We start from the raw sequence: 22,866 nt of genomic DNA on the forward strand, positions 1-22,866 counted from the left end.
AATATTGGAAATATTAAAAAGAGTGAATTTTGCTTCGTTTTAATTACATTATATAAAGGACAATGAAAAATTTCAAAAATTTACTACTAGTATCTTTACTGTTTGTTGTAACAACAGTATTAGGTCAGGGGGTAACTTCTTCTTCTGCTTCTGGAAAAATCACAGATAACACAGGGGAACCGTTACCAGGTGCTAATGTACTTTTAGTACATACACCTTCAGGAACTAAGTATGGTGCTTCTACAGATCTTGATGGATTCTTTAGAATTTCTAACATGAGAACAGGTGGGCCATATAAGTTAACTATTTCTTTTGTTGGTTTCCAAACAATTGAAAATAGTGGGATCTATTTAACATTAGGTCAGTCTAAAAAATTCAACCTTACTCTTAAAGAAGATTCTAATCAACTTGAAGAGGTTGTAATTAATGCGCAAAGAGATGGATTAATCGATGGTAATAAAACTGGTTCTGAAACTACTATCGGAAAAAGAGAATTAGCTACGTTAGCTTCTGCTTCACGTTCTGTTGCAGATTTCGTAAGATTAACTCCTCAAACTCAAATTAGTGAAGGAGATGATGGATTCTCAATTTCTATTAGTGGACAGAATAACAGATATAACTCTATTTATATTGATGGAGCTGTAAACAATGATGTGTTCGGTTTAGCAGGTTCTGGAACAAACGGAGGACAAACAGGTGTTAGTCCTTTTTCTATTGATGCAATCGAGCAATTTCAAGTAAATATTGCTCCATTTGATGTAAGACAATCTGGATTTACAGGAGGTGCAATTAATGCTATTACAAGATCAGGAACTAATAAGTTTGAAGGATCTGCCTATTTCTTTACAAGAAATGAAGATTTAGCTGGAAAAACTCCAGTTGATTTAGTAGGTTCTGAAGGAAGACAAAAATTAGGAGAATTTACTGCTAATACTTATGGTGTAAGAATTGGAGGTCCTATTATTGAAGATAAATTATTCTTCTTCGTAAATTATGAAAGACAAGATGATGAATTACCACAACCATTTGCAATTGAAAATTATGACGGTGATTCTGATGCTGCTGATATTACTAGATTAAGAAACCATGTGTTAAATACTTATGGTTACGATATCGGAAGCTTCGAGAATGCATTAAGAACTTTACAAAGTGATAAGATTACTGCAAAAATCGATTGGAATATTGATGATAGAAATAAACTTTTATTAAAACACACTTATGTAAGTGCAGAAAATTTAGAAACTAGAAGTTCTGGTTCTAGAAGTTTAGGTTTTTCTAATGGTTCTGAGTTTTTCATCAGTAACACAAACTCTTCTTCTTTAGAGTGGAATTATCAAGGAGATAAAATAGCAAACAGTTTATTAGTTGGTTATACAAGAGTAAGAGACGATAGATCTCCATTTGGTAACCCATTCCCAACTGTAGTAATTGGAGATGGTATTAATACTTTTGGTTTTGATGGTATTCAGTTTGGTGCTGAACGTTTTTCAACAGCTAACTTGTTAAACACAGATGTTTTAACTGTAACAAACAACTTTAATATTTACTATGGTAAGCATACTGTAACTTTAGGAACTCATAACGAATTTACAGATGTTAAGAATTTATTCTTTGCTTCTAACTATGGTACATATGTATACGATTCTGTTGATGATTTTATCAATAACACGAATTTAATTGATTTTGAAAGAAACTACTCATTAATTTCTAATAGTGTAGGAGATGATTCTTCTGGTGCTGCAGAATTCGGAACTAAACAATTTGGTTTCTATGTTCAAGATGAAGTAGATTTTTCAGATAACTTAAAACTTACTGCAGGTTTACGTTTCGACGTTCCAGTATGGGAAGATGGAGCAGTAAATAATGATTTTAATACAAGAACTGTTGCTTTGTTAGAAGCTGCAGGAAAAGATTTAAAAGGAGCTAGAGTTGGTCGAGGAGTTAACTCAAGATTATATATTTCTCCTAGATTAGGATTTAACTGGGATGTTGATGGAAAATCGACTACTCAAATTCGTGGAGGTATGGGTATCTTCGTTTCTAGATTACCATTAGTATGGCCAGGAGGAACATATAACAATAATGGTGTTACTCAAGGAAACTTTGAAGATGCTACAGGTTTAACTTTTAACCCAGATGTTAATACTCAGCCAATTGGTGTTGCTCCAGGTTCTGGATTCACAGGAGGAAATGTAGATTTATTTACTCCAGATTTCCAATTACCACAAGTAGTAAAATATAACATTGCTGTTGATAGAAAGTTACCAGCAGGTTTCTCTGTTTCTGCTGATTTTGTTTATAACGATAATTTATCAGCAATTTTCTATGAAAACTTAAATATTCCTGATGCAGTAGGAAATTTAATTGGAGCAGATAACAGACCATTCTATAACAGAAGAGGTTCTATAGATAATACATATGGAAGAATTATTTTAGCATCTAATACAAATGTTGGTAGTTCTTGGAATACATCTTTCACAGCTAGAAACACATTTAAGAGTTCTTTAATTGATGTATATTCTACTGCTACTTATTCTTACGGATCTTCTACAAGTATCTTCGATGGTACTTCATCTCAAAACAGTTCTCAGTGGAGAGGAATCGTTACTGTTAATGGTAAAAACGGAAATCCTCAATTAGGTAGATCAGGTTTTGATCAAGGAAGTAGAGTTTTCGCTAATGTAAGTGCAGATTTCAAATGGAACGAAAACTTAAAAACAACAATTGGTTTATTTTATAATGGAGCAGAAGGAAGACCATTCTCTTATGTATATGGAGGACGTGATTTATTAAATGATGATTCAAGAGATAATGCATTAATCTATGTACCAGCTAATGCTTCTGAAATTAACTTAGTTGATTTTACAAGTAACGGTACTACAGTAACAGCTGCTGAGCAGTGGGCAGCATTAGATGCTTATATAGAAAATGATGATTATTTAAGAACAAGAAGAGGTACTTATGCAGAAAGAAATGGAGATAGAGCTAGATTTTCTCATGTTGTAGATTTAAAGTTCTTACAAGATTTCACAGTTAAAGCTTTCGGTCAAAAGCATACATTACAGTTAAGTGCAGATATTTTTAACTTCACAAACTTATTAAATAAAGATTGGGGTAAAACATATTTCGCTAGTGATGTAAGTCTTATTAATGTTACAAGAGGAGGTACTGATAATCCAGAGTTTACTTTCGATCCAAATAGAAGACCAACTATCAATCAAATTGATGATAGAGGAATTCAATCTTCTAGATGGCAAGCACAAATTGGTCTTAGATATATCTTTAACTAAGATATTCACCATATTTTTTAAAACCACCTCATTTGAGGTGGTTTTTTTATGCATAAAATTCAGTACTTTTACCATATAAATAAACTAACTAATTATGATGAAAACAGTTCACTCTTATTGGGCTTACATTGCATTAGCAGTATTACTTTTTGCTGTTGTAAATGCTGTAATAGGATTAGTACAGAAAAAAGAATTTACACATAAAGATTTCCGCTTAGGATTGTTTACTTTAATCACTGCTCACATTCAGTTATTGATAGGTTTAGGATGGTACTTTATGTCTCCTTGGTATAAATCTATGAAAGCTAATGGAATAGATGCTACAAACAGGTTGTTGGCTGTAGAGCACCCAATAATGATGATTTTAGCAATTACTTTAATCACAATAGGATGGTCTAAGCATAAGAAACAAGTGAAAAGTGAATCTAAATTTAAAACCTTTACTATTTTTTATGGAATAGCCTTACTGTTTGTTTTGTCAAGAATTCCTTGGTCTAATTGGTTATCTTAAAACTAAAAACATAATTCCCGCAATTAGCGGGAATCTTATTTTTTAAAAAATGAAGTTAATAAGTTATTTTTTATCCTCAATTTTTGCAATTGTATTTTTCTTGCTACTTCTAATTTTTCACCCAATTCAATGGTTAGGTTTAAAATTAGGTGGTCAAAAAGGGCATCAAAAAGTAGTGAATATTATGAACTGGTTTTTAGTAAAATCATTACTAATTTTAGGAGTGCCAGTTCGTGTAGAAAACAAATATGAAATTCCAGAAAACCAAACGATTATTTTTGTGTCTAATCATCAAAGTATGTTTGATATTCCTCCAATTATTTGGTATTTCAGAAAACATTATCCAAAATTTGTTTCTAAAAAAGAATTAGGAAAAGGAATTCCAAGTATTTCTTTCAATTTAAAACATGGAGGAGCTGCCTTAATCGATAGAAAAGATAGAAAACAAGCTATAACAGAAATGATCGATTTCGCTAAAAGAATTCATAAAAATAACTGGTCCGCAACTATTTTTCCTGAAGGAACAAGAAGTAGAAATGGACAACCTAAAAGCTTTGCATCTAATGGACTTAAGATGCTTGTAAAATACAATCCAGATAGTTATGTAGTTCCATTAACAATAAACAATTCTTGGAAAGTATTTAAGTATGGAAAATTTCCTTTAGGAATTGGAAGTCCGATAAAAATTACAACACACGAACCAATAAAGATAAACAGTTTACCATTTGATGATTTATTAGCTAAAGTAGAAGCTGATATTAAGGGTGCTGTAGTAGAATAAACAACTAGATTAATGTCGATAAACAATATAAGAAAAGAAGTAATGAAAACCTTGGAAAGTAAAATCCATGGTTTTGTAGAAGATTTTTTAATACCAATTGAAAAAATTTGGCAACCAACTGATTTTTTGCCTAATTCTCAGAGTGATAACTTTATAGAAGAGGTTAAAGAGATACAAGAAATTTCTAAAGAATTAGGAGATGATTTTTGGGCTGTTTTAGTAGGTGATACAATTACCGAAGAAGCTTTGCCAACTTATGAATCTTGGTTAATGGAGTTAGATGGAGTGAAACAAGATCCTGATAACGGTTGGGCTAAATGGGTAAGAGCTTGGACAGCGGAAGAAAATCGTCACGGTGATGTATTAAACAAATACTTATACCTTTCTGGAAGAGTGAATATGCGTGAAGTAGAAATTTCTACACAGCATTTAATAGCAGATGGGTTTGATATTGGAACTTCAACAGATCCGTATAAGAATTTTGTATATACCAGTTTTCAAGAACTAGCAACATATATTTCGCATAATAATGTTGCAAAAATAGCACGTAAAAAAGGGCATAAATTATTAGCAAGAATGTCTAAAATTATTGCAGGAGATGAAATGAGACATCATAAAGCTTATACAGCATTTGTAAAAGAAATTTTTACAATAGATCCTAGTGAAATGATGTTAGCTTTTGAAAAAATGATGAAACATAAAATTGTGATGCCAGCAATGCATTTACGTGAATCTTTTAATGAGAAAGGAAGCTTATTTGATGATTTTTCAACAGTAGCACAACGAATTGGAGTATATACAGGTTTCGATTATGTAGATATTCTTAGAAAATTAAATGCAGCTTGGGAAATTGATAAAATTACAGGTTTAACCGCTGAAGCTGAAAAGGCAAGAGATTACTTAATGAAATTGCCAGATAGAATGTATCGAATTACAGAAAGAATTGTAATTCCAGATACAGATTTTAAATTTAAATGGATGATACCAGCATAAACAAAAAAGCAACCAATTCGGTTGCTTTTTTTATTTATGGACAAATTTGATTTAATTTAAATCAACTAATTTTAACTTATTTTCATTTATATGCTTAAAAGTACCAGTTACATTGTTTTCGGTTAATAGTTTGTTTTCTAATTCTTGACATAAATCTCCACAATCAATTGTTATTGTATTTAGAATTAAAAAATTTGAAGAAGAAACATTTACAAAGCTATTTCCGTCAAGTTTAAGAGAAAGATTAAAAGAAGTATCGTCACTAACTTTTTCTTTAGATATCACTTTTTGAAGAGTATATTTTAAAGAACTAGCATCCTGTGGCGGGTTAGAAACAACTTCTTTTTTTACAGACAAGGCATAAGTATAACCAGGTTCGTAGGTGAATCCTTCAATTGTAGAAAAGAAATTAAACCAAGTGTCAGTGTTTAAAACATTTCCTTCTTGAACTAAAAGTGTAAACTGTGGAGCTAAACCTATAGCAGTGTTTTTGTAATGATTTACACGAATGTCAACAATTTGACTTTCATTGTCTTCTTCACAAGAGGTTAATAATCCAATAAAAGTAAATAATAAAATAAGTTTTTTCATTTCTAAATCTTTTTAATTTATACTAGATAGATAATGAATGTTTAATTTGGTTGCTTAAGAAAAGAACTTATTTTTAATCTTATTATTTAGAAAGCTCATCTAATCTTTCTTTTTCCTTTTGAGTAAGATTATTGTATCCTTTTTGATTTATCTTATCTAAGATAGAATCAATTTCTTGTTGTTTAGCTACTTTTATTTCATTGAATTTATCATCAATAGTAACGTTTTTAGGTGCGCTTTTAAACGGATCATTCAATAAAAGAATATGGGGTTTAATAATAAGTAAAAACAAGAATATAGAAGTTGGAATTAATGCTAGCGCAATAGTTAAAAAATTAGTATTAATAACTTCTGGTTTAATAGCAATAGCGGTTAATAAACCTATGATTGCACCACCTAAATGAGCTTCGTGCCCAATATTATCTTTTTTACTTGTAATTCCGTAAATAGAGTATAAAACGTATCCTATAGCATATAACCAAGCAGGAAATTTAAAAGGAAGAATGATAAAACCAATTTCCATACCAGGAGACAATCCAATAGCAGCAAAAACGATTCCACTAACAGCTCCAGAAGCACCAACAGCTCTATAATCGGAATGGTTTTTATGAATGTATAAAGCAAACAGATTTCCACCGATTAAACTGATGAGATAAATTAGGAAGAAAAGAAATGCACCAATAGAATCCTCTAAATTAGATCCGAAAAGATATAGGGTAATCATATTAAATGCAAAGTGTTTCCAATCTACATGAAGAAAACCTGATGAAATTAGTCGGATATATTCTTTGTTGATGAATACTTTATCAACATGAAATAAGAATTTGTCTTGAAAAGTAAATTCCTTTAAACCTTTGTTAGTAATAAAAGCTGTTACACCGATAAGAAGTAAAGTGAACAGTTGTACTTTTTCCATATAAATATTGAATATTTTTTAACTCGTTAGTAAAAATAGGAATAAAAACGATTCATTTAAAGTTGAAAAGAAATTCCAGATTCAATACCAAAACTATTATGTCCTTTATTAGGGGAAGCAAAATTTAAATTAGAATTGTGTCGTAAGGTCAATCGAAAATCAAATAGTATTCTTTTTTGTTTCCAAGAAAACCCTAAACCTAAAATATCAGAAAAAGCAAATCCTCTTTTTAAACGTTCTGTGTCTTCATTAGAAATCATAGGACCTACACTACCAAGTAAATACGAACTAAAATTTGAAAACACATTATAGCGAACTAAAATTCCAATGTTTAAAGCATATTCTTCAAAAGCTCTCCTTTTGGTAAATTTTTCTCGTAACTCTAAATAGTTTTCTGTGGTTGGTAAAACAAATTGTTCGTTTAATAATTGATGATTAGCAAAGTATATACTTGGCTCAATTAAAAGTTCAAAATTAAAGTTCTCCTTTAGTGTTAGCGGATAATTGATCTGAACTTTTAAATACTGATTATCATAACTGTAATCTGGATCATTTAATGGAAAGCTATTCTGTGTTGCTCTACCATAATTTAAACCCAAGTAAATTTTGCGTTCTTGAGAAAAAAGTGTTATTACCGTTAGATTGAATAAAAAAAATAAGAAAATTGATTTTTTCATTTATAGCAAACTAAATTTATCTCGGTCTTTTAAAAAGCCAAGTTTTTCTCGAACTGTATCTTGTTCATTTTTCTGAAGTTTCAATGTAATTGTATTTTCTAGTTCATTATTTTCTTCAGACAAACAATTCCCTAAGCAATCATAAACAGCAGAATGACCAACGTATTCATAATCATTTCCATCTAAACCAATTCTGTTTACACCAATGGTAAAACTCATATTTTCAATTGCTCTAGCTTTTAATAAAGCATCCCAAGCGTTAATTCGTTTTTTAGGCCAACTTGCAGTATATAAAAGTAAATCATAATCTTCTACGTTTCTAGCCCAAACAGGAAAACGTAAATCGTAACAAATAAGCGGACAAATTTTCCATCCTTTGTATTCCACAATTAACTTTTGAGTTCCCGAAGTATACGTTTCGTGTTCTTTAGCTAAAGTAAACGTATGTTTTTTATCGTAATACTGAATTTCACCTGACGGAAAAACAAATAACAAACGATTAAAATACGCATCATTTTCTTCAATAATAATACTTCCAAGTATAGCGGCATTTTTTGCTACTGCTGTTTTTTGCATCCATTGTACAGAAACACCATCCATTTTTTCAGCCAAATTTCTAGCATTCATGGAAAAACCGGTGGTGAACATTTCTGGTAACACGATAAGATCTACAGCATCAGAAATATGATTTATTTTCTTTGTGAAGTTTTCTAAATTTTTAGTCGGGTTTTCCCAAACTAAATCAGATTGTAATGCAGCAACAGAAAGTGTATTCATTTGTATTTAGTTGAAATCAAAAATAACATAATTATCGTATTTTAGAAATCTATCCAGTTATCATGTTATCTCTTTATTCTTAAGAATAACATTATTGACTTAACTTTGTATTCTCAATTTAAAGATTCAAACAGAAATAAAATAAATGCAAACATTTATTCAGGAAACAATTCAAGACATCTTAAAAACGACGCAATCTTTTCAAGATGTAACTTTTGTATTGCCATCGAATCGTGCTGGAGTTTTTGTAAAGCAAGCACTAAAAGATGCGCAAGTAAAAGGTTTTTTCCCTGAAATATTGAACATTGAAGAGTTTACAGAAGAAGTATCTGGAATTCGTAAAGTAGATTCAATTCAGTTATTGTTTTATTTCTATCAGATTTATAAAAAGGTTGAAGAAAAACCAGATACGTTTGATGTTTTTGCTTCTTGGGCATTTACAGTGTTACAAGACTTTAATGAGATCGATCAGCATTTAGTAAATACGAAAGAAGTGTTCGTTTACATTCGAGACGTAGAACGTTTAAAAAAATGGTCAGTAAAAGGTACTTTTCAAGAAACTGAATTAATAAAAGATCACTTTGCATTCACTGAAAAACTAAACGAATATTATAATTTTTTCTATGAATATCTGATTGAAAATAAAATCGGATATCAAGGATGTCTGTACAGAGAAGCGACCGAAAAATTAGAAGGATTTTTACAACAATCTGGAGATAGAAAGTTCTTTTTTATTGGATTTAATGCTTTAAACAAAGCAGAAGAATTCATGATAAAACAAATGTTGTTGGAAGGAAATACTGAAGTGTATTGGGATATTGATGAAACGTTTTTGTATTCAAATCATCAAGCAGGTGCATTTATTAGAAAGTATAAAACCAGGTGGAAATATTATCAAACAAATGAAATAAAAACGGTTGGAAATTGGTTTTCGCAACCTAAGAATATCGAATTAATCGGAGCTTCTAAAAATGTAACACAAATGAAGTATGCAGGAGAATTGTTATCGCAATTCTCTAGTCATGAAAATACAGCTTTAGTTTTAGCCGAAGAATCACAATTACCAATTACCTTAAATTCGTTACCGCTGAATGTAAATTCAGTGAATATTACGATGGGATATCCGTTAAAAGATATGCCGTCAACAAGTTTGTTTTTGTCGTTGTTTCAACTGTTCATTACACAAGAAAGACTTCAGAAAAAAGATGCGCAACAATTTTATTACAAAGAAGTAGTAAAATTATTGAAAGAACCTTTTGTTTATAAAATACTAACTACAGAAACCGAAGTTGTTTCTGAGCAAATTATAGGTGCAATTTTTACTGAAAACAGAACTTTTGTTTCTAAAACTTACATCGAAAGTTATCTTAAAAATTTAGATGAAGTAAAACGAGATTTGATTTCCGATTTATTTTCAGAGTTTAAAACAGTAGATGCTTTTTTACAAAGAATAGTTCGATTTATAGAGCATTTAAAAGATAAAGTTGAAGGATTAGAAAAAGAGTTTTTATTTCGATACTACACAGCTTTTAATCAGTTACAAAATTTACAATTAGAGTTTGGTTATTTTTCCGATTTAAAAGTTTTATATCAGTTCTTTAAACAGCTTATTTCTTCTGAAAGTTTATCCTTCCAAGGAGAACCTTTACAAGGTTTACAGTTGATGGGAATGTTAGAAACACGTCTGTTAGATTTTAAAAATGTAATTATTACTTCGGTAAATGAAGGTGTTTTTCCAGCATCTAGTAAACAAACGTCATTTATTCCTTTTGATGCAAAAGTGCATTACGGTTTGCCTAGTTATAAAGAAAAAGATGCAATTTTCTCGTATCACTTTTTCAGACTGATTCAAAGAGCAGAAAATATTTATTTGATTTATAATACGGAAAGTGATTCGTATGGAGGAGGAGAGAAGAGTCGTTTTTTAACACAATTAGAGTTGTTAAAAGATAATGTAAAGCACACATTTATAAGTCCGAAAGTAACACAGCAAACCAAAGAACAATTAGAAGTTCATAAAAATAAAGCGATTCTTGAACGATTAAAAGAATTAGCTACTAAAGGAATTTCTCCTTCTGCATTAACCAATTATTTGTATAATCCGGTTGCTTTTTATCAGCAAAAAGTTTTAAAAATTAGAGAGTTTGACGATATCGAAGAAGAAGTTGCATTTAATACTTTAGGAACTGTTGTGCACGAAACGTTACGTGTTTTATACGAACCTTTTGTCGGAAAGTTTATCGTGAAAAATGATGTATCTGTGATGAAGAAGAAGGTTTCTGAATTGGTAGAACATTTCTTCGCAGAGTATTTTAAAAATGGAGATATTACTACTGGAAAAAACAGATTGATTTTTGAAGTTGCTGTTCGTTTTGTACAAAACTTTTTAGATCAAGAAATCACATTGCTTTCAGATGAGAATAATGCCTTAAAAATTGTTGAAGTAGAAAAAGATTATGAAGCATTTTTTAATGTAGACGGAATCGATTATCCGATTAAAATACACGGACAAGTAGATCGTGTAGATCAACTTAACGGAGTAACTCGTATTATTGATTACAAAACAGGAGTTGTTAATGCTTCAGATTTAAAAATTTCGGATATAACAGCCGTTGTAGATTTTAAATATAGCAAAGCCATTCAGGTATTGTTGTATGCGTTTATGTATACACAAAATAATCCTACGGCAGAACTTGAAATAGAAGCTGGAATCATTTCTTTTAAAAGATTGAAATCTGGATTTATGAAGTTAAACTTCTCTGAAAAGTATCGTGGGCAAGACAACAATGTTTCTTTAGATAGAATAGATTCGTTTATCGATCAAGTTAAAAAGTTAATTCAAGAGATTTACAATCCAGAAATATCATTTTTAGAACCTACAGATTTGCCTTTTTAGTTTTTCTTCCAATAAATAAACCAGTGATAAAAATTAATACTCCCAAAAGTGGTAATTTCCAGTTAATTTGAAAATTACTTAATTTAACCTCGTTTGGAAATAATTTATTGAGTTTAAAATAATCACTATCTTCAGGTTCATTAACAAATTCGTATTCTCTGTTTCTAGCACAAAGCCATGTAGTATGTCTTGAAATTTCATTTTCAGTATTAAAAAACTTAAAAACTTCTTCTTTTTTAGTGTATACCAAATAATGTCTATTTAGTGAGTTAAAATCAAAATCACAACTAGTTGAAGGTTGATATACTTTAATATATTTTTTATTTGAACCTTTCCATTTTTTTGTTATTTCAAATTTTGCATACCATAGTCTAGTATATCTTTCTTCGGGGTCATCTAAACTTGTTTCATATTTCACTTCTTTAATTTCAATTAAACGACCAATGAAAATTTCATCGGCCCATTCAACAGCTTTTTCAAATGGAATATCATTACAGCTACATGCATAGTTGTAAATAGATAATGATATAAAAAATAGTGATAGTATATATTTTTTCATAGCATAAGATTTTATAGGATTTTTTTGTATCAAAGATTATTCCATTGTGTTATCAAAACTAATAGATCAAATATTCATAACAACTACTTTCCATAATTGTTGTCCAGCTTCATAAGTACAAAGATCGGAAAACCCAATAGTTTCATGTGCTTTTAAAGATCGAGTATTATTAGCGTCAATTTCTGTGATAATACTTGTAAACTCACCAGAAAAAGTTGTGGCCATTGTATCATACAAACCTCTAAAAATTCCTTTTCCTCTATATGCTTTATCAACACAAACTTGTCCCATTACAATAAAATTCGGGTTAATATTAAGTTTGTCTATTTCATTAAACATAGGAATTAAAACAGGAATTTCATTTTTAAATGAAGTTGACATCGATAGTGCATAGCCAACAACATTATCATTGTCTTTTGCAATAATATGAGGATGAAGATCATGCATTTTAGAAAGTATTTCTAAATCATGTTCAACAGTAACAAAACCCTGAGTTTTCTTTTCTTCTTCAGTAAGTTTCTTGGGTAAGTTGCGTTGTTGTAATTCTAAAATTTGAGTTAGTTCAGAAACATTAGAAGTTTTTGTAAAAGTGATCATAAATAAGTAGAAGGTTTACAGTAAACGTTTTCGTTATAAATTTAAAGAAATAAGCTTTTTTATTCGTGTTTTTTCTAATTTAGAATAATTATTTTTGTTGGAATCAACAAAAGAGCAAACTTCTAAAAAAACAAAAAATGAAGACAATCAATGATTTTAATTTTGAAGATAAAAAAGCATTAATCCGTGTAGATTTTAACGTGCCACTAAACGACGAATTTCAGGTAACAGATGATACTAGAATTCAGTCAGCTAAATCAACAATCATTAAAATTTTAGAAGACGGAGGAAGTTGTGTGTTAATGTCGCATTTAGGTCGTCCAAAAGGAGTAGATGAAAAATTTTCTTTAAAGCATATTGTTGATAAAGTAAGTGAAGTAATCGGAGTGCAAGTAAAGTTTGTTGAAGATTGCGTTGGAGAAGCCGCAGAAGCTGCTGTTACTGAATTAAAAAGCGGTGAAATTTTATTGTTAGAAAACTTACGTTTTCATGGCGAAGAAAAAGCAGGAGATATTGCTTTTGCAGAACAATTATCAAAATTAGGAGATGTTTATGTAAACGATGCTTTTGGTACAGCGCATAGAGCGCATGCTTCTACAGCAGTAATTGCACAATTTTTTCCTGAAAGAAAATGTTTCGGGTCTCTGTTAGCGAAAGAAATAGAAAGTATAGATAAAGTTTTAAATAATTCAGAGAAACCAGTAACAGCAATTCTAGGAGGAGCTAAAGTATCGTCTAAAATTGGTGTAATTGAAAATATTATTGAAAAAGTAGATCATATTATTGTTGGTGGAGGAATGACGTTCACATTTGTAAAAGCTTTAGGCGGATCAATTGGGAACTCTTTAGTTGAAGAAGATAAGTTACAATTAGCTTTAGATATTTTAAAAATTGCAAAAGAGAAAAATACAGAAATTCACTTGCCTGTAGATGCTGTTATTGCAGATAATTTTGCAAACGACGCAAATACTCAAACAGTGAATACTAATGAAATTCCTGATGGTTGGATGGGATTAGATGTTGGGCCAGAAACATCTAAAAAGTTTGCAGAAGTTTTAGCGAATTCTAAAACTATTTTATGGAACGGACCTTTAGGAGTTTTTGAAATGGAAAACTTCGCAAAAGGTACTATTGAATTAGGAAATGCAATTGATGCAGCTACTAAAAACGGAGCGTTCTCTTTAGTTGGAGGAGGAGATTCTGTTGCAGCAGTAAAACAATTCGGATTTGCAGATAAGGTAAGTTATGTATCTACTGGCGGTGGTGCAATGTTAGAAAGTTTAGAAGGTAGAGTTTTACCAGGAATTGACGCGATTTTAAGTTAAGTATGAAAACAAAAAGCGCAATTATTGAATTTCAATCTTTGATTGCGCTAAATTTGAGTGAAAAAGAATGAAATATTGGTTGCTAGGAGAAAATAAAAATTATTTAATAGTAATAAATGAAAAGTTAATTTGCTTTGGAAGTTTGAAAAAACTTATCAAATCTGAAATAATATCAGAGTTAAATAAAGGGAATATTCCAAATCAGTTGTTTAGTATTCCTTTTTCTTATATTAAAAAGATTGTAAATCCTGAGAATAAAAAAGAGATTACAATTTTCTACGGTAATAGTAATAGTGAAGAAAGTATCAATTTTAATGATCATAGAGCAAAAGAGGAAGTTTTTAAAGTCTTAAAAGAAAGGTTATTCAGTTTTGAATATTTAAAAAAGAAACCTTCTATAATTAATCATTTAAAACCTCAATTATTTGCGCTGTTGTTCTCTTCAGGTATTTTTACTTGGATTTATTATTTAGCAAATCAGCTTGAAAAAGGATATGAATACGAAATTGTAGGGAGAAAAGAAGGTTTAACAGGTGTGATTTTAGGATTAGCACATTTTGGTACATTAAAAGTTACTCTAGGGTATTTGATGATTTTAGCCGTTGTGTTATATTCTCTAATGAAAAAAATGAAATCACGAACAATTACTCAATATCTAAAGAGATAAAAATGAAATATACAACGTTACCAAATACCGATGTTAAAGTTTCTAAGATTTGTTTAGGAACAATGACTTGGGGAAATCAGAATACAGAAGCAGAAGGATTTGAGCAAATGGATTATGCCTTAGAACAAGGTGTGAACTTTTTTGATACTGCTGAGTTATATTCTGTACCTGCAACTCCAGAAACTTATGGAGCTACAGAAAAGATCATCGGAAACTGGTTTAAGAAAACAGGAAATAGAGATAAAGTTGTTTTAGCTTCTAAAATAGCTGGGGGTGGAGATTATACAGCGCACATTCGATCTGGAGGTTTAACAGGAAAGAATATCATTGAAGCTGTTGAAGGTAGTTTACAACGTTTACAAACAGATTATATCGATTTATATCAGTTACACTGGCCAAATCGTGGAGTAAACTGTTTCGGTGTGCGTGATTATCCGTACAAAACATCAGCAAAAGAAGCAGAAAATCATATTGAAATTTTAGAAACACTTCAAGGTTTAATTAAAGAAGGAAAGATAAAACATGTAGGTTTATCTAACGAAACCCCTTGGGGAACAATGAAGTATTTACAAGCTGCTGAACAGTATGATTTACCTAGAATGGTAACCATTCAAAATTCATATTCATTAATTCATCGAGGTTACGAATACGGAATGTCTGAAGTTTCGATGCGTGAAGATATCGGACTTTTAGCATATTCTCCTTTAGCACAAGGAGTACTTTCAGGAAAGTATTTAAATGGAGGAAAGCCAGAAGGAGCTAGAGGAACTTTATTTCCACGTTTTATTGCGCGTTATATGGGAGACGGATCTCAAAATGCAGTACAAGCATATTTAGCAATTGCAGAAAAACACGGCTTAACATTGTCTGAATTAGCTTTAGCTTATATTAATCAGTTACCATTTGTAACAAGTAATATTATTGGAGCTACAAGAATGGATCAATTAAAAGAAAATATTAATTCAATTCATGTTGAATTAACTGAAGAAATTTTAAAAGAAATAGAAGCGGTACACGCAGTAATGCCGAATCCAGCACCTTAGTTTCTTGAGTTTAAAAAACAAAATATTTGCATCATATTTGGTCGTATTCATTACGATCATGATGATGCTTTTTTCTTCTGTGTTATTTTCTGAAACAGCAGAAGAAGAGCCAAGATTTTTTTGTGGAACTGTAGATACAATTACTGAAGAAAAGAGAGCTGGAAGAAAGCTTTTTAATGCAAATTGTGCTTCTTGTCATAAGTTAGACAAACATATTACAGGCCCTGCTTTACGAGGTGTAAAATTTGATTCACTTTCTTTACATGAATATTTGAGTTCTAAAAAACATCAACCTACTTTTCCACAGTTAAGTATCGAGCAAGTCAATGAAATTCTAAAGTATACTAAAGATTAAAAGTAGCTGTCTAAAAAACAATGACATTCTGAATTTTTTTCAGAATCTCACTATGCTAATTTTAAACAGCTTTTTTTTCAGTTTATTCCTTCAAAAGTTCAATAGTTTGATCTACCCAACTTTTTTGATTGTTTAAATAGAAATTAGGAGCAATACCAATTACTTCATAAGTACGTTGCTTTTTGTATCGACTAGATGTACATGTTAATGTAAAATTGTAACAAGGAGTTGTTACAGCGCCAACTTCACCATAACCAACATAACCACCAGAATTTTCTCCAACTAAAATTGTTTTCTTACTTTGTTTTGCCCAGAATAAAAGAGTTTCACAAGAGCTAGCACAATTTTTATTATATATAATAGCAACCTTTTTTACAGCATTAGGTTTAAAATTTCTACTCATTCGTCCTCCTTTCGATACAGAAATGTAGGAGTCTAACTTTGCTTCTTTCATTCGTTCTACCCTTTTCTTAAACCATTTTACTCGATCTTTATCAAAGTTTACAGTATCGCTTTTTGCATCTTCATACCAGCTTTCCCAAATTTTAATATTGTCTTTAGTAATGTATAAATCAACTTTATCGGTTTTAATTTTATTTGTGTACATGAATTCTAAAAGTGGATTTACATTATCATCACTTCCACCACCATTATTACGAACATCAATAATTAAATAAGGTTGCTTTTTAATTTTATTAAAGGAAGCTTTGTATAACGAATCTATTTTAGCAGTTCTTTTACCAGAAAAGGTAGGAATTCGTAAATAAGAAATACTATCGTTAATTATTTTAAAATCGTAAGTAGATGGAACATCAATTGCATGGTTCACATAAGAATTTAAAGAGGTTTTAAACCAATAATCTCCTAGCACACCTTCTTTTAAAGAGAACCGACTTTCGTATTTTATAGCATGATTTTTTAAATAACTAATTGCCAAAAACTCATTTGGAGAGGCTGTTTTTTTAAGTTCAAACTTTACTTGTCCTTTTTTCCAAAGTTTTGTTTTCGCATCTAAAATTACACCAACATAATCTCTCAGCTTAGTTTTACTCGGAATTACAGCAACGGTATATGCATTTTTGATTTCATAAATTCCAAGAATATTATCTATTGGATATTGTTTTTGATCTACTTTTTCTAATGGAATCGTTTCTCTTGAAGTATAAGTTTCTGAAGTTAAAAATTGTTGCAATTCTTCTTCATTATTTTCATCAATATTTTGACTTCTCATGTAAATTGAAGAATGATTGTCTCTAAAAAACTCTACATATTGTAATGTTAATTTATAACAATCGTTTTTCGTGCTGACTTTATTTGCTTCTTCAATTAAATTGGTTTTTAAGGAAGTGTATGTTGCTTTTGTTTTAGAAGTAACATTGTCTTTAAATCCGGGAAGATTATTTTCATAATAAGTAATTACAAAATCTAAATCTTTAGAACATTTACATTGTTTTTGAGCGAAAGAAAGATGTGTTAAAAGTAGTAGTGAAAGTGTAAGTAAGTTTCTCATGTTTGATTTTTTAGTTGTCTTAAAAAGACATTTAAAATGTATAGTTGTTACACTAAAGTTTTTGGCTAATAGAGTTCTTTACAAATCAAATTATGAATTTTTAAATAGAGAAATTGATTTATTTTCCCAACAGTAAATTATTTTTTCTGAATAGAATGATTAATTGTAATTAACAAATAATTTAAAAAAAACAAAAGCTCCTAAGAAATACTCTTAGAAGCTTAATTAAATATATCGTTAAAATTATAAGGAGATTAAAACAAAGTATATCCTAATGTAATTGCAGTTGTTGATGAAGAAGAATTCCAGAAAGGAATATTTTTCATAATATTTCTATTAGTATAATGTTCAAATTCTATACTAAACTTATCATATTTATACCCAAAGTTTAAATGGAAAGCTGTCGAACTATCTTCTAAATTCAATTCTCCTGAACTAGTACTTGTCACAGATCCATTTAAAGTACTCTCAAATGAAAAGTTTAATTTAGAATCTAAAGGAAAATCAATTAAATATCCAGCTCCTATAAATAATTTAGATTTTTTATTTAGGTACATATAATGTTTTACGCCAATAGGTATTTCTATAGAAGAGTAATCAATTTCAGTATTAATGGTATTAACAATTATACCTTGTGAAGAATTTTCTTCACTTTTTCCAGTGAAAGTTTGATATGTTGTTTTTAAAAAAAGTCCCCATTTGTTATTGTTAATTGGTAAAATATATTCAAATTCTAAACCAGGGCGAAAATTAGATATGCTACTAAATTCTACATTTTTTATAGGAAGTATATTGTTTTCAATATTTAAAGAAGAAAAACTAGCACCTGCTTTTACTGATACATTAAATTTACCAGGTGTTTTTTCTTTCTTAACTTTATATTCTGGTTTGCTACCATTACATAGGTTATATTCACTAAAAAATGCTGTTAAATCACTTTCATTATATTTTATAGATTCTACTCTTTTTAGGGTTATTTCCTTACATTTTAATTTTGTGAATAACTCTTGTTTGTAACTCTGGTTTTCTCTTATTTTATCACTGCCAATCTTATATTTCTTATATACAAGTTGTTTTGGGGTAGTGTTGTTTAAGTTGTAGAAGTAACGAATTAAGGTACCATCTTGAAATTGGAATAAGTTAGCTTTACCTTTTTGTAAGACTTTTAGGTATAAAATCTCTTCTTTAAATTGAGGAAAACGCTCTTCTGTTAGAAAATTAACTTTATTACTAGATCTATCTATTTTTACTGCTGATTTTATATATGTAACATGGTTATAAATACCAAATTCTTTAGCATTGTCAGAAGTGCTTATATTTTCAGTATTATTTTGTTTGTATTTAAATGATTTTGGGTTGTTTTGCCAACCTTCGTCTTTAATCAAACACTCTACTCTTTTGTTGGAGTTTGTTACAAAATAACCTTTTTTGAATGTGTTTTGAGATGTTAGTTTAAATGCATTTAAGCATATTAGCGTGATACACGCAAAGAATAATTTTTTCATAGTTTTTTCGTAATTAAAAGCAGGCAAAAGTATACTTTTAATTACGAAAAAAACTAAACTTATATGTTAAATTTGGTTGTGTTTAGTAACCTACTTTTGCACGTACACGTTGTAAAACATCTTGAGCTACTTTTCTAGCTTTTTCAGCACCAATTGCTAGCGCTTCATCGATTTCATTTTTGTTCTCCATGTAGTGGTTGTATTTTGAACGTACATCAGCAAACTTATCAATAATCAATTCATATAAAGCTTGTTTCGCATGTCCATAACCATAATTTCCACCTTCATAATTTGCACGCATCTCAGCAATTTGCTCGTCAGAAGCTAATAATTTATACAAAGCAAAAACATTATCTCCATCAGGGTTTTTAGGCTCTTCTAAAGGAGTGCTATCCGTTTGAATTTTCATGATTTGCTTGCGTAACTTTTTGTCTGGTAAAAAGATATTAATTACGTTATCACGAGATTTACTCATTTTTTCACCATCAACTCCAGGAACTAATTGTGTGTGTTCTTGAATTTTTGCTTGTGGCGGAACTAACGTTTCTCCAACAACATTATTTAATCTTTCGGCAACATCTCTTGTCATTTCTAAATGCTGTAATTGATCTTTTCCTACAGGAACAATTTCAGCATCATACAATAAAATATCAGCAGCCATTAACATCGGGTAAGTAAATAATCCAGCATTAACATCTTCTAATCGATCTGCTTTATCTTTAAAACTATGCGCAAGTTTTAATCTGTTGTATGGAAAGAAACAATTTAAATACCAAGTTAATTCAGTTACTTCAGGAATATCACTTTGACGATAAAATACAGTTTTATTCACATCAATACCACAAGCTAACCAAGTAGCAGCTGTGCTGTAAGTGTTTTCACGTAATTGATTTCCGTCTTTAATTTGAGTTAATGAGTGCATATCTGCAATAAATAAAAACGACTCGTTTTCTGGCTGATTAGCCATTTCAATTGCTGGTAAAATTGCACCTAATAAATTTCCTAAATGTGGCGTACCAGTACTTTGTACACCAGTTAAAATTCTAGACATTTTATTTTGTTTCTTTTAATATTAAAAAGTCAAACCCATATCCATGATGTAATAATGGTTCTTCATATATGGTTTCACTTATTTTGTCAAATTTTATATTTGGTTTGCGTTCTTTTGCCAAAATTACAACATCATACTCATCTTTAGGCTTTTTATTAGGATCATTTGTGATCCATCCCATAGATATTTCATGACCAGTTCCTACATGACCAATAATAATCTCAATATTATTTGCTCTATAAACGCGAGTAGAACTTAAATAATAGGCTTTTAAATTATCGGTAAATGTAGCACTTCTTTTAAACTCTTGAAAAGCATTAAGACTTATAGGGTGGTTTTTGATTTATAAATTAAATAATCCTTCTTCTTTTTAATATTGTTTTCTAAAGTAAGCATGTTACATTTCTTCTGAAAGTCGCAAAAAGAAATATATTCAGGATTAAATAATGTGATATTTTTATTTTGTGAGACTACGCTTTTTAATTTTTTCTGAAAGACTTCAGTTAATTCCTTAAGATAATGTTCCGCTTCAATTACGATTTTTTCAGCTTTATCCTTTGAAATCAGTTGTCCATTTAAATTGTACGTGGAAACATAATATTCCATATTCCATCCAATTTCAGGACCTCTAAACTCGGCTGTGTTATCCAAAAAATCTGTTCTATGAATATTTACAGTTAAAGTGATAATATTTTGATTTTGAATTCCAATAGGAAATATTTTATATTGATAAGCAGAATTACAAGCATTAGCGAGTAATGAATGTAATATCAAAAACAGAGATATATAATAAAATTTCATTAGCAAACTTTTTAAAAATAAGTAAAACAAAAATAAGCTTTAAACTTTCCAAACAAAAGAAATTACTACATTAGCAACTATGAAATACATAAAGATTCCCTTTCTATTATTATGGCGTGCATGGTTTTATGTATTAATGTTTATAGGTATTGTTTTATTGTCGCCATTACTAATCATTTTATCTTCTAGTGAAAAGTTATACCCGTACTTTTGGAAGTTGGTAAGGGTTTTTTCTTACTTTTTAATTTACGGAATGGGATGTCGTATCGACATAGAAAAAGAAGAAGAAATTGATAGAAATAAAAGCTATGTATTTTGTGCTAACCATACCTCTTTTTTTGATATTTGGTTAATGATTATTATGAGTAAAAATCCAATTGTTTTTGTAGGAAAAAAAGAACTGGTTAAAATTCCTGTTTTTGGTTTTTTTTATAAGAGAGTGGTTATTATGGTAGATAGAGGAAATGCTGAAAGTAGAAGGAAGGTTTATGGTTTGGCAAAAAAAAGATTAAGCAATGGTACAAGTGTTGCGATTTATCCTGAAGGCTTAGTTCCTGAAGAAGATGTAATATTAGCTCCTTTTAAAAATGGGGCATTTAGTTTGGCTATAGAGTTCAAAATTCCTGTTGTTCCACAAGTATATTTTGATTGTAAAAGATCTTTTTCTTGGAATATATTTAAAGGAGGGCCAACGAAATTACGCGTAAAACAATATAAATTTATACCAACAGATTCTTTACAAATTGAAGACAGACATCGAATAAAAGAAAAACTTTTTGAATTAATGTATACAGCACTATCTAGAGATAAACAATACATGAAAGACACTAATAAAGCATTACATGCAAAACAGAAAGAACGTAAGTGAGTATAGTAAAGAAGAAGAGTATTTAAATGTACTCACACATGCAATTGGTTTATTCGCGAGTTGTGTTGCATTTCCTTTTTTGATATTTAAAGCATATTGCTATGTTAATGTTTGGTACCAAATAAGTTTTATTATTTACGGAATAAGTTTAATAACATTGTATGCAGCATCTACATTTTATCATAAAGCAACAGATTCAGTTAAAAGGAAACGACTAAAAGTTTTCGATCATGCAGCAATTTTTATGCTTATAGCAGGAAGTTATACTCCTTTTTGTTTGGTTGCTTTAAAATCCGATTTAGGTTTACGAATGTTTTTAATTGTTTGGACTTTCGCTTTGGTAGGAATAATTTTCAAATTGTTTTTTACAGGGAAGTTAAAACACGTATCTACAGTAATGTATGTATTAATGGGGTGGTTGGTAGTATTTTTTATTCAACCATTAATGGAAAGTTTATCTGAAGAAGGAGCTAATTATTTAATAGCTGGTGGAGTTTTTTATACTATTGGAGCTATTTTGTATTCAATAAAGAAAATACCTTTTAACCACGCGATTTTTCATGTTTTTGTATTATTAGGAAGTCTTTGTCACTTTTGGGCCATTTATAACTTATAATTACCAATCTTTATAAGGAAATTTACTAATGTTAGAATTGTAATATTTAGTTTCACCAGTTACTTCTCTATCTAACCAATCTGGTTTTACGAAGTTTTCGTTTTCACTTGAAAGTTCTATCTCAGCAATAATTAAACCTAAGTTATCACCTAAAAATTCATCTACTTCATAAGTGTGATTATCTATTACAACAAGATATCTGTATTTTTCAATAATTCCTTTTTCACATAAATTGAATAAACTCTCAGCTTCTGTTTTAGGTATTTCTTTTTCCCATTCAAATCTCGTAGTTCCAGAAGAATTTGATTTTCCTTTAATAGTTAAAAAACCTTGATCATCTTTTAAACGTACTCTAACTACACGTTCTTTATCAGAATTTAAAAATCCTTGTTTGATATACACTTTTTTCGAAGCTTCGTTTATAAATCTATTATCTTTTACTAAGAATTTGCGTTCTATTTCAACACTCATAAGATCAAGTTCTATTTTGTACGAATGTATCGCTTTTATCGTTATTATTAAATATCTTTGAAGCAA

General features: G+C 29.8%; 23 protein-coding genes. 11 read left to right on the top strand and 12 right to left on the bottom strand.

Translation table 11 applies throughout. The annotated features are described in order from the left end of the window. The first annotated feature begins 62 nt into the window (after positions 1 to 62). The 4 genes from ACSIGC_RS11880 (at position 63) to ACSIGC_RS11895 (ending at position 5,575) form a co-directional block, all read left to right on the top strand. Positions 63 to 3,290 carry a TonB-dependent receptor gene (locus tag ACSIGC_RS11880; RefSeq protein WP_442265035.1) on the top strand — a complete coding sequence of 1,076 codons (3,228 nt, stop codon included), beginning with the start codon at positions 63 to 65 and terminating at the stop codon, positions 3,288 to 3,290. A gap of 97 nt (positions 3,291 to 3,387) precedes the next feature. Next, entirely contained in the window at positions 3,388 to 3,801 is a 414-nt protein-coding gene (locus ACSIGC_RS11885; protein ID WP_442267764.1) for a hypothetical protein, read from the top strand. A gap of 49 nt (positions 3,802 to 3,850) precedes the next feature. Further along, complete coding sequence (locus ACSIGC_RS11890; protein WP_442265036.1) at positions 3,851 to 4,582, top strand: lysophospholipid acyltransferase family protein; 732 nt, start codon at positions 3,851 to 3,853, stop codon at positions 4,580 to 4,582. Positions 4,583 to 4,594: 12 nt separating this feature from the next. Beyond that, entirely contained in the window at positions 4,595 to 5,575 is a 981-nt protein-coding gene (locus ACSIGC_RS11895) for an acyl-ACP desaturase (RefSeq protein ID WP_442265037.1), read from the top strand. Positions 5,576 to 5,626: 51 nt separating this feature from the next. Here ACSIGC_RS11895 and ACSIGC_RS11900 read toward each other — a convergent pair whose 3' ends face one another. From ACSIGC_RS11900 to ACSIGC_RS11915, 4 genes are all read right to left on the bottom strand, one after another. Beyond that, positions 5,627 to 6,166, bottom strand: a complete 540-nt coding sequence (locus ACSIGC_RS11900; RefSeq protein ID WP_442265038.1) for a DUF4377 domain-containing protein — start codon at positions 6,164 to 6,166, stop codon at positions 5,627 to 5,629. Positions 6,167 to 6,248: 82 nt separating this feature from the next. After that, a complete protein-coding gene (locus tag ACSIGC_RS11905; RefSeq protein WP_442265039.1) occupies positions 6,249 to 7,082 on the bottom strand; it encodes a rhomboid family intramembrane serine protease in 834 nt (277 codons plus the stop codon). 56 nt (positions 7,083 to 7,138) lie between these two features. Continuing rightward, a complete protein-coding gene (locus ACSIGC_RS11910; RefSeq protein WP_442265040.1) occupies positions 7,139 to 7,759 on the bottom strand; it encodes an acyloxyacyl hydrolase in 621 nt (206 codons plus the stop codon). Then, entirely contained in the window at positions 7,760 to 8,536 is a 777-nt protein-coding gene (locus ACSIGC_RS11915) for an amidohydrolase (RefSeq protein WP_442265041.1), read from the bottom strand. It abuts the gene before it with no gap. Between the two features lie 145 nt (positions 8,537 to 8,681). Here ACSIGC_RS11915 and ACSIGC_RS11920 point away from each other — a divergent pair, with 145 nt between their 5' ends. Further along, a complete protein-coding gene (locus ACSIGC_RS11920) occupies positions 8,682 to 11,432 on the top strand; it encodes a PD-(D/E)XK nuclease family protein (protein WP_442265042.1) in 2,751 nt (916 codons plus the stop codon). Here ACSIGC_RS11920 and ACSIGC_RS11925 read toward each other — a convergent pair. Next, the gene (locus tag ACSIGC_RS11925; protein WP_442265043.1) at positions 11,413 to 11,991 is read right to left on the bottom strand and encodes a hypothetical protein; all 579 of its coding nucleotides are present in this window, start codon (positions 11,989 to 11,991) and stop codon (positions 11,413 to 11,415) included. The two genes, ACSIGC_RS11920 and ACSIGC_RS11925, sit on opposite strands and share 20 nt — an antisense overlap. A 66-nt stretch (positions 11,992 to 12,057) precedes the next feature. Continuing rightward, entirely contained in the window at positions 12,058 to 12,588 is a 531-nt protein-coding gene (locus tag ACSIGC_RS11930) for a GNAT family N-acetyltransferase (RefSeq protein WP_442265044.1), read from the bottom strand. A 137-nt stretch (positions 12,589 to 12,725) separates the two neighbouring features. On the opposite strand from ACSIGC_RS11930, the gene ACSIGC_RS11935 reads away from it, so the two are divergent. The 4 genes from ACSIGC_RS11935 to ACSIGC_RS11950 all read left to right on the top strand — a co-directional run bounded on the left by ACSIGC_RS11935 (position 12,726) and on the right by ACSIGC_RS11950 (position 15,978). Next, entirely contained in the window at positions 12,726 to 13,913 is a 1,188-nt protein-coding gene (locus tag ACSIGC_RS11935; protein WP_442265045.1) for a phosphoglycerate kinase, read from the top strand. Positions 13,914 to 13,980: 67 nt separating this feature from the next. Then, the gene (locus tag ACSIGC_RS11940) at positions 13,981 to 14,580 is read left to right on the top strand and encodes a hypothetical protein (RefSeq protein WP_442265046.1); all 600 of its coding nucleotides are present in this window, start codon (positions 13,981 to 13,983) and stop codon (positions 14,578 to 14,580) included. A 2-nt stretch (positions 14,581 to 14,582) separates the two neighbouring features. Beyond that, entirely contained in the window at positions 14,583 to 15,623 is a 1,041-nt protein-coding gene (locus ACSIGC_RS11945; protein WP_442265047.1) for an NADP(H)-dependent aldo-keto reductase, read from the top strand. 4 nt (positions 15,624 to 15,627) lie between these two features. Continuing rightward, positions 15,628 to 15,978 carry a c-type cytochrome gene (locus ACSIGC_RS11950; RefSeq protein ID WP_442265048.1) on the top strand — a complete coding sequence of 117 codons (351 nt, stop codon included), beginning with the start codon at positions 15,628 to 15,630 and terminating at the stop codon, positions 15,976 to 15,978. Between the two features lie 82 nt (positions 15,979 to 16,060). Here the strand turns inward: ACSIGC_RS11950 and ACSIGC_RS11955 are convergent, their stop codons facing one another. From ACSIGC_RS11955 to ACSIGC_RS11975, 5 genes are all read right to left on the bottom strand, one after another. Beyond that, complete coding sequence (locus ACSIGC_RS11955) at positions 16,061 to 17,488, bottom strand: S41 family peptidase (protein WP_442265049.1); 1,428 nt, start codon at positions 17,486 to 17,488, stop codon at positions 16,061 to 16,063. A 254-nt stretch (positions 17,489 to 17,742) separates the two neighbouring features. Next, positions 17,743 to 18,993: a hypothetical protein gene (locus ACSIGC_RS11960; RefSeq protein ID WP_442265050.1), complete on the bottom strand. Its 1,251-nt coding sequence runs from the start codon at positions 18,991 to 18,993 to the stop codon at positions 17,743 to 17,745. Between the two features lie 82 nt (positions 18,994 to 19,075). Then, complete coding sequence (gene trpS / locus ACSIGC_RS11965) at positions 19,076 to 20,044, bottom strand: tryptophan--tRNA ligase (RefSeq protein WP_299672760.1); 969 nt, start codon at positions 20,042 to 20,044, stop codon at positions 19,076 to 19,078. Position 20,045: 1 nt separating this feature from the next. Further along, the gene (locus tag ACSIGC_RS11970) at positions 20,046 to 20,225 is read right to left on the bottom strand and encodes a hypothetical protein (protein ID WP_442265051.1); all 180 of its coding nucleotides are present in this window, start codon (positions 20,223 to 20,225) and stop codon (positions 20,046 to 20,048) included. 143 nt (positions 20,226 to 20,368) lie between these two features. Beyond that, entirely contained in the window at positions 20,369 to 20,845 is a 477-nt protein-coding gene (locus tag ACSIGC_RS11975; RefSeq protein WP_442265052.1) for a hypothetical protein, read from the bottom strand. Positions 20,846 to 20,924: 79 nt separating this feature from the next. Between ACSIGC_RS11975 and ACSIGC_RS11980 the strand changes: the two genes are divergently transcribed. Both ACSIGC_RS11980 and trhA read left to right on the top strand, forming a co-directional pair. Beyond that, positions 20,925 to 21,713 carry a lysophospholipid acyltransferase family protein gene (locus tag ACSIGC_RS11980; protein WP_442265053.1) on the top strand — a complete coding sequence of 263 codons (789 nt, stop codon included), beginning with the start codon at positions 20,925 to 20,927 and terminating at the stop codon, positions 21,711 to 21,713. Next, entirely contained in the window at positions 21,688 to 22,329 is a 642-nt protein-coding gene (trhA, locus tag ACSIGC_RS11985; protein WP_442265054.1) for a PAQR family membrane homeostasis protein TrhA, read from the top strand. Before ACSIGC_RS11980 ends, trhA begins: the two co-directional genes overlap by 26 nt. Here trhA and ACSIGC_RS11990 read toward each other — a convergent pair whose 3' ends face one another. Continuing rightward, a complete protein-coding gene (locus ACSIGC_RS11990) occupies positions 22,330 to 22,800 on the bottom strand; it encodes a CYTH domain-containing protein (RefSeq protein WP_442265055.1) in 471 nt (156 codons plus the stop codon). Between the last annotated feature and the right edge of the window lie 66 nt (positions 22,801 to 22,866).

The sequence above is a fragment of the Tenacibaculum aquaeponti genome (genome assembly GCF_052084715.1).
Taxonomy (GTDB): Bacteria; Bacteroidota; Bacteroidia; order Flavobacteriales; family Flavobacteriaceae; genus Polaribacter.

What these genes read in the sequence shown, in the direction of transcription:
- ACSIGC_RS11970 (WP_442265051.1), bottom strand. Translation starts at nt 20,225, where the DNA reads ATGGGATGGATCACAAATGATCCTAATAAAAAGCCTAAAGATGAGTAT.
- ACSIGC_RS11975 (WP_442265052.1), bottom strand. Translation starts at nt 20,845, where the DNA reads ATGAAATTTTATTATATATCTCTGTTTTTGATATTACATTCATTACTC.
- ACSIGC_RS11940 (WP_442265046.1), top strand. Translation starts at nt 13,981, where the DNA reads ATGAAATATTGGTTGCTAGGAGAAAATAAAAATTATTTAATAGTAATA.
- ACSIGC_RS11900 (WP_442265038.1), bottom strand. Translation starts at nt 6,166, where the DNA reads ATGAAAAAACTTATTTTATTATTTACTTTTATTGGATTATTAACCTCT.
- trpS (WP_299672760.1), bottom strand. Translation starts at nt 20,044, where the DNA reads ATGTCTAGAATTTTAACTGGTGTACAAAGTACTGGTACGCCACATTTA.
- ACSIGC_RS11910 (WP_442265040.1), bottom strand. Translation starts at nt 7,759, where the DNA reads ATGAAAAAATCAATTTTCTTATTTTTTTTATTCAATCTAACGGTAATA.
- ACSIGC_RS11915 (WP_442265041.1), bottom strand. Translation starts at nt 8,536, where the DNA reads ATGAATACACTTTCTGTTGCTGCATTACAATCTGATTTAGTTTGGGAA.
- ACSIGC_RS11935 (WP_442265045.1), top strand. Translation starts at nt 12,726, where the DNA reads ATGAAGACAATCAATGATTTTAATTTTGAAGATAAAAAAGCATTAATC.
- ACSIGC_RS11925 (WP_442265043.1), bottom strand. Translation starts at nt 11,991, where the DNA reads ATGAAAAAATATATACTATCACTATTTTTTATATCATTATCTATTTAC.
- ACSIGC_RS11990 (WP_442265055.1), bottom strand. Translation starts at nt 22,800, where the DNA reads ATGAGTGTTGAAATAGAACGCAAATTCTTAGTAAAAGATAATAGATTT.
- ACSIGC_RS11905 (WP_442265039.1), bottom strand. Translation starts at nt 7,082, where the DNA reads ATGGAAAAAGTACAACTGTTCACTTTACTTCTTATCGGTGTAACAGCT.
- ACSIGC_RS11930 (WP_442265044.1), bottom strand. Translation starts at nt 12,588, where the DNA reads ATGATCACTTTTACAAAAACTTCTAATGTTTCTGAACTAACTCAAATT.
- ACSIGC_RS11885 (WP_442267764.1), top strand. Translation starts at nt 3,388, where the DNA reads ATGAAAACAGTTCACTCTTATTGGGCTTACATTGCATTAGCAGTATTA.
- ACSIGC_RS11955 (WP_442265049.1), bottom strand. Translation starts at nt 17,488, where the DNA reads ATGAGAAACTTACTTACACTTTCACTACTACTTTTAACACATCTTTCT.
- trhA (WP_442265054.1), top strand. Translation starts at nt 21,688, where the DNA reads ATGCAAAACAGAAAGAACGTAAGTGAGTATAGTAAAGAAGAAGAGTAT.
- ACSIGC_RS11890 (WP_442265036.1), top strand. Translation starts at nt 3,851, where the DNA reads ATGAAGTTAATAAGTTATTTTTTATCCTCAATTTTTGCAATTGTATTT.
- ACSIGC_RS11880 (WP_442265035.1), top strand. Translation starts at nt 63, where the DNA reads ATGAAAAATTTCAAAAATTTACTACTAGTATCTTTACTGTTTGTTGTA.
- ACSIGC_RS11895 (WP_442265037.1), top strand. Translation starts at nt 4,595, where the DNA reads ATGTCGATAAACAATATAAGAAAAGAAGTAATGAAAACCTTGGAAAGT.
- ACSIGC_RS11980 (WP_442265053.1), top strand. Translation starts at nt 20,925, where the DNA reads ATGAAATACATAAAGATTCCCTTTCTATTATTATGGCGTGCATGGTTT.
- ACSIGC_RS11945 (WP_442265047.1), top strand. Translation starts at nt 14,583, where the DNA reads ATGAAATATACAACGTTACCAAATACCGATGTTAAAGTTTCTAAGATT.
- ACSIGC_RS11960 (WP_442265050.1), bottom strand. Translation starts at nt 18,993, where the DNA reads ATGAAAAAATTATTCTTTGCGTGTATCACGCTAATATGCTTAAATGCA.
- ACSIGC_RS11920 (WP_442265042.1), top strand. Translation starts at nt 8,682, where the DNA reads ATGCAAACATTTATTCAGGAAACAATTCAAGACATCTTAAAAACGACG.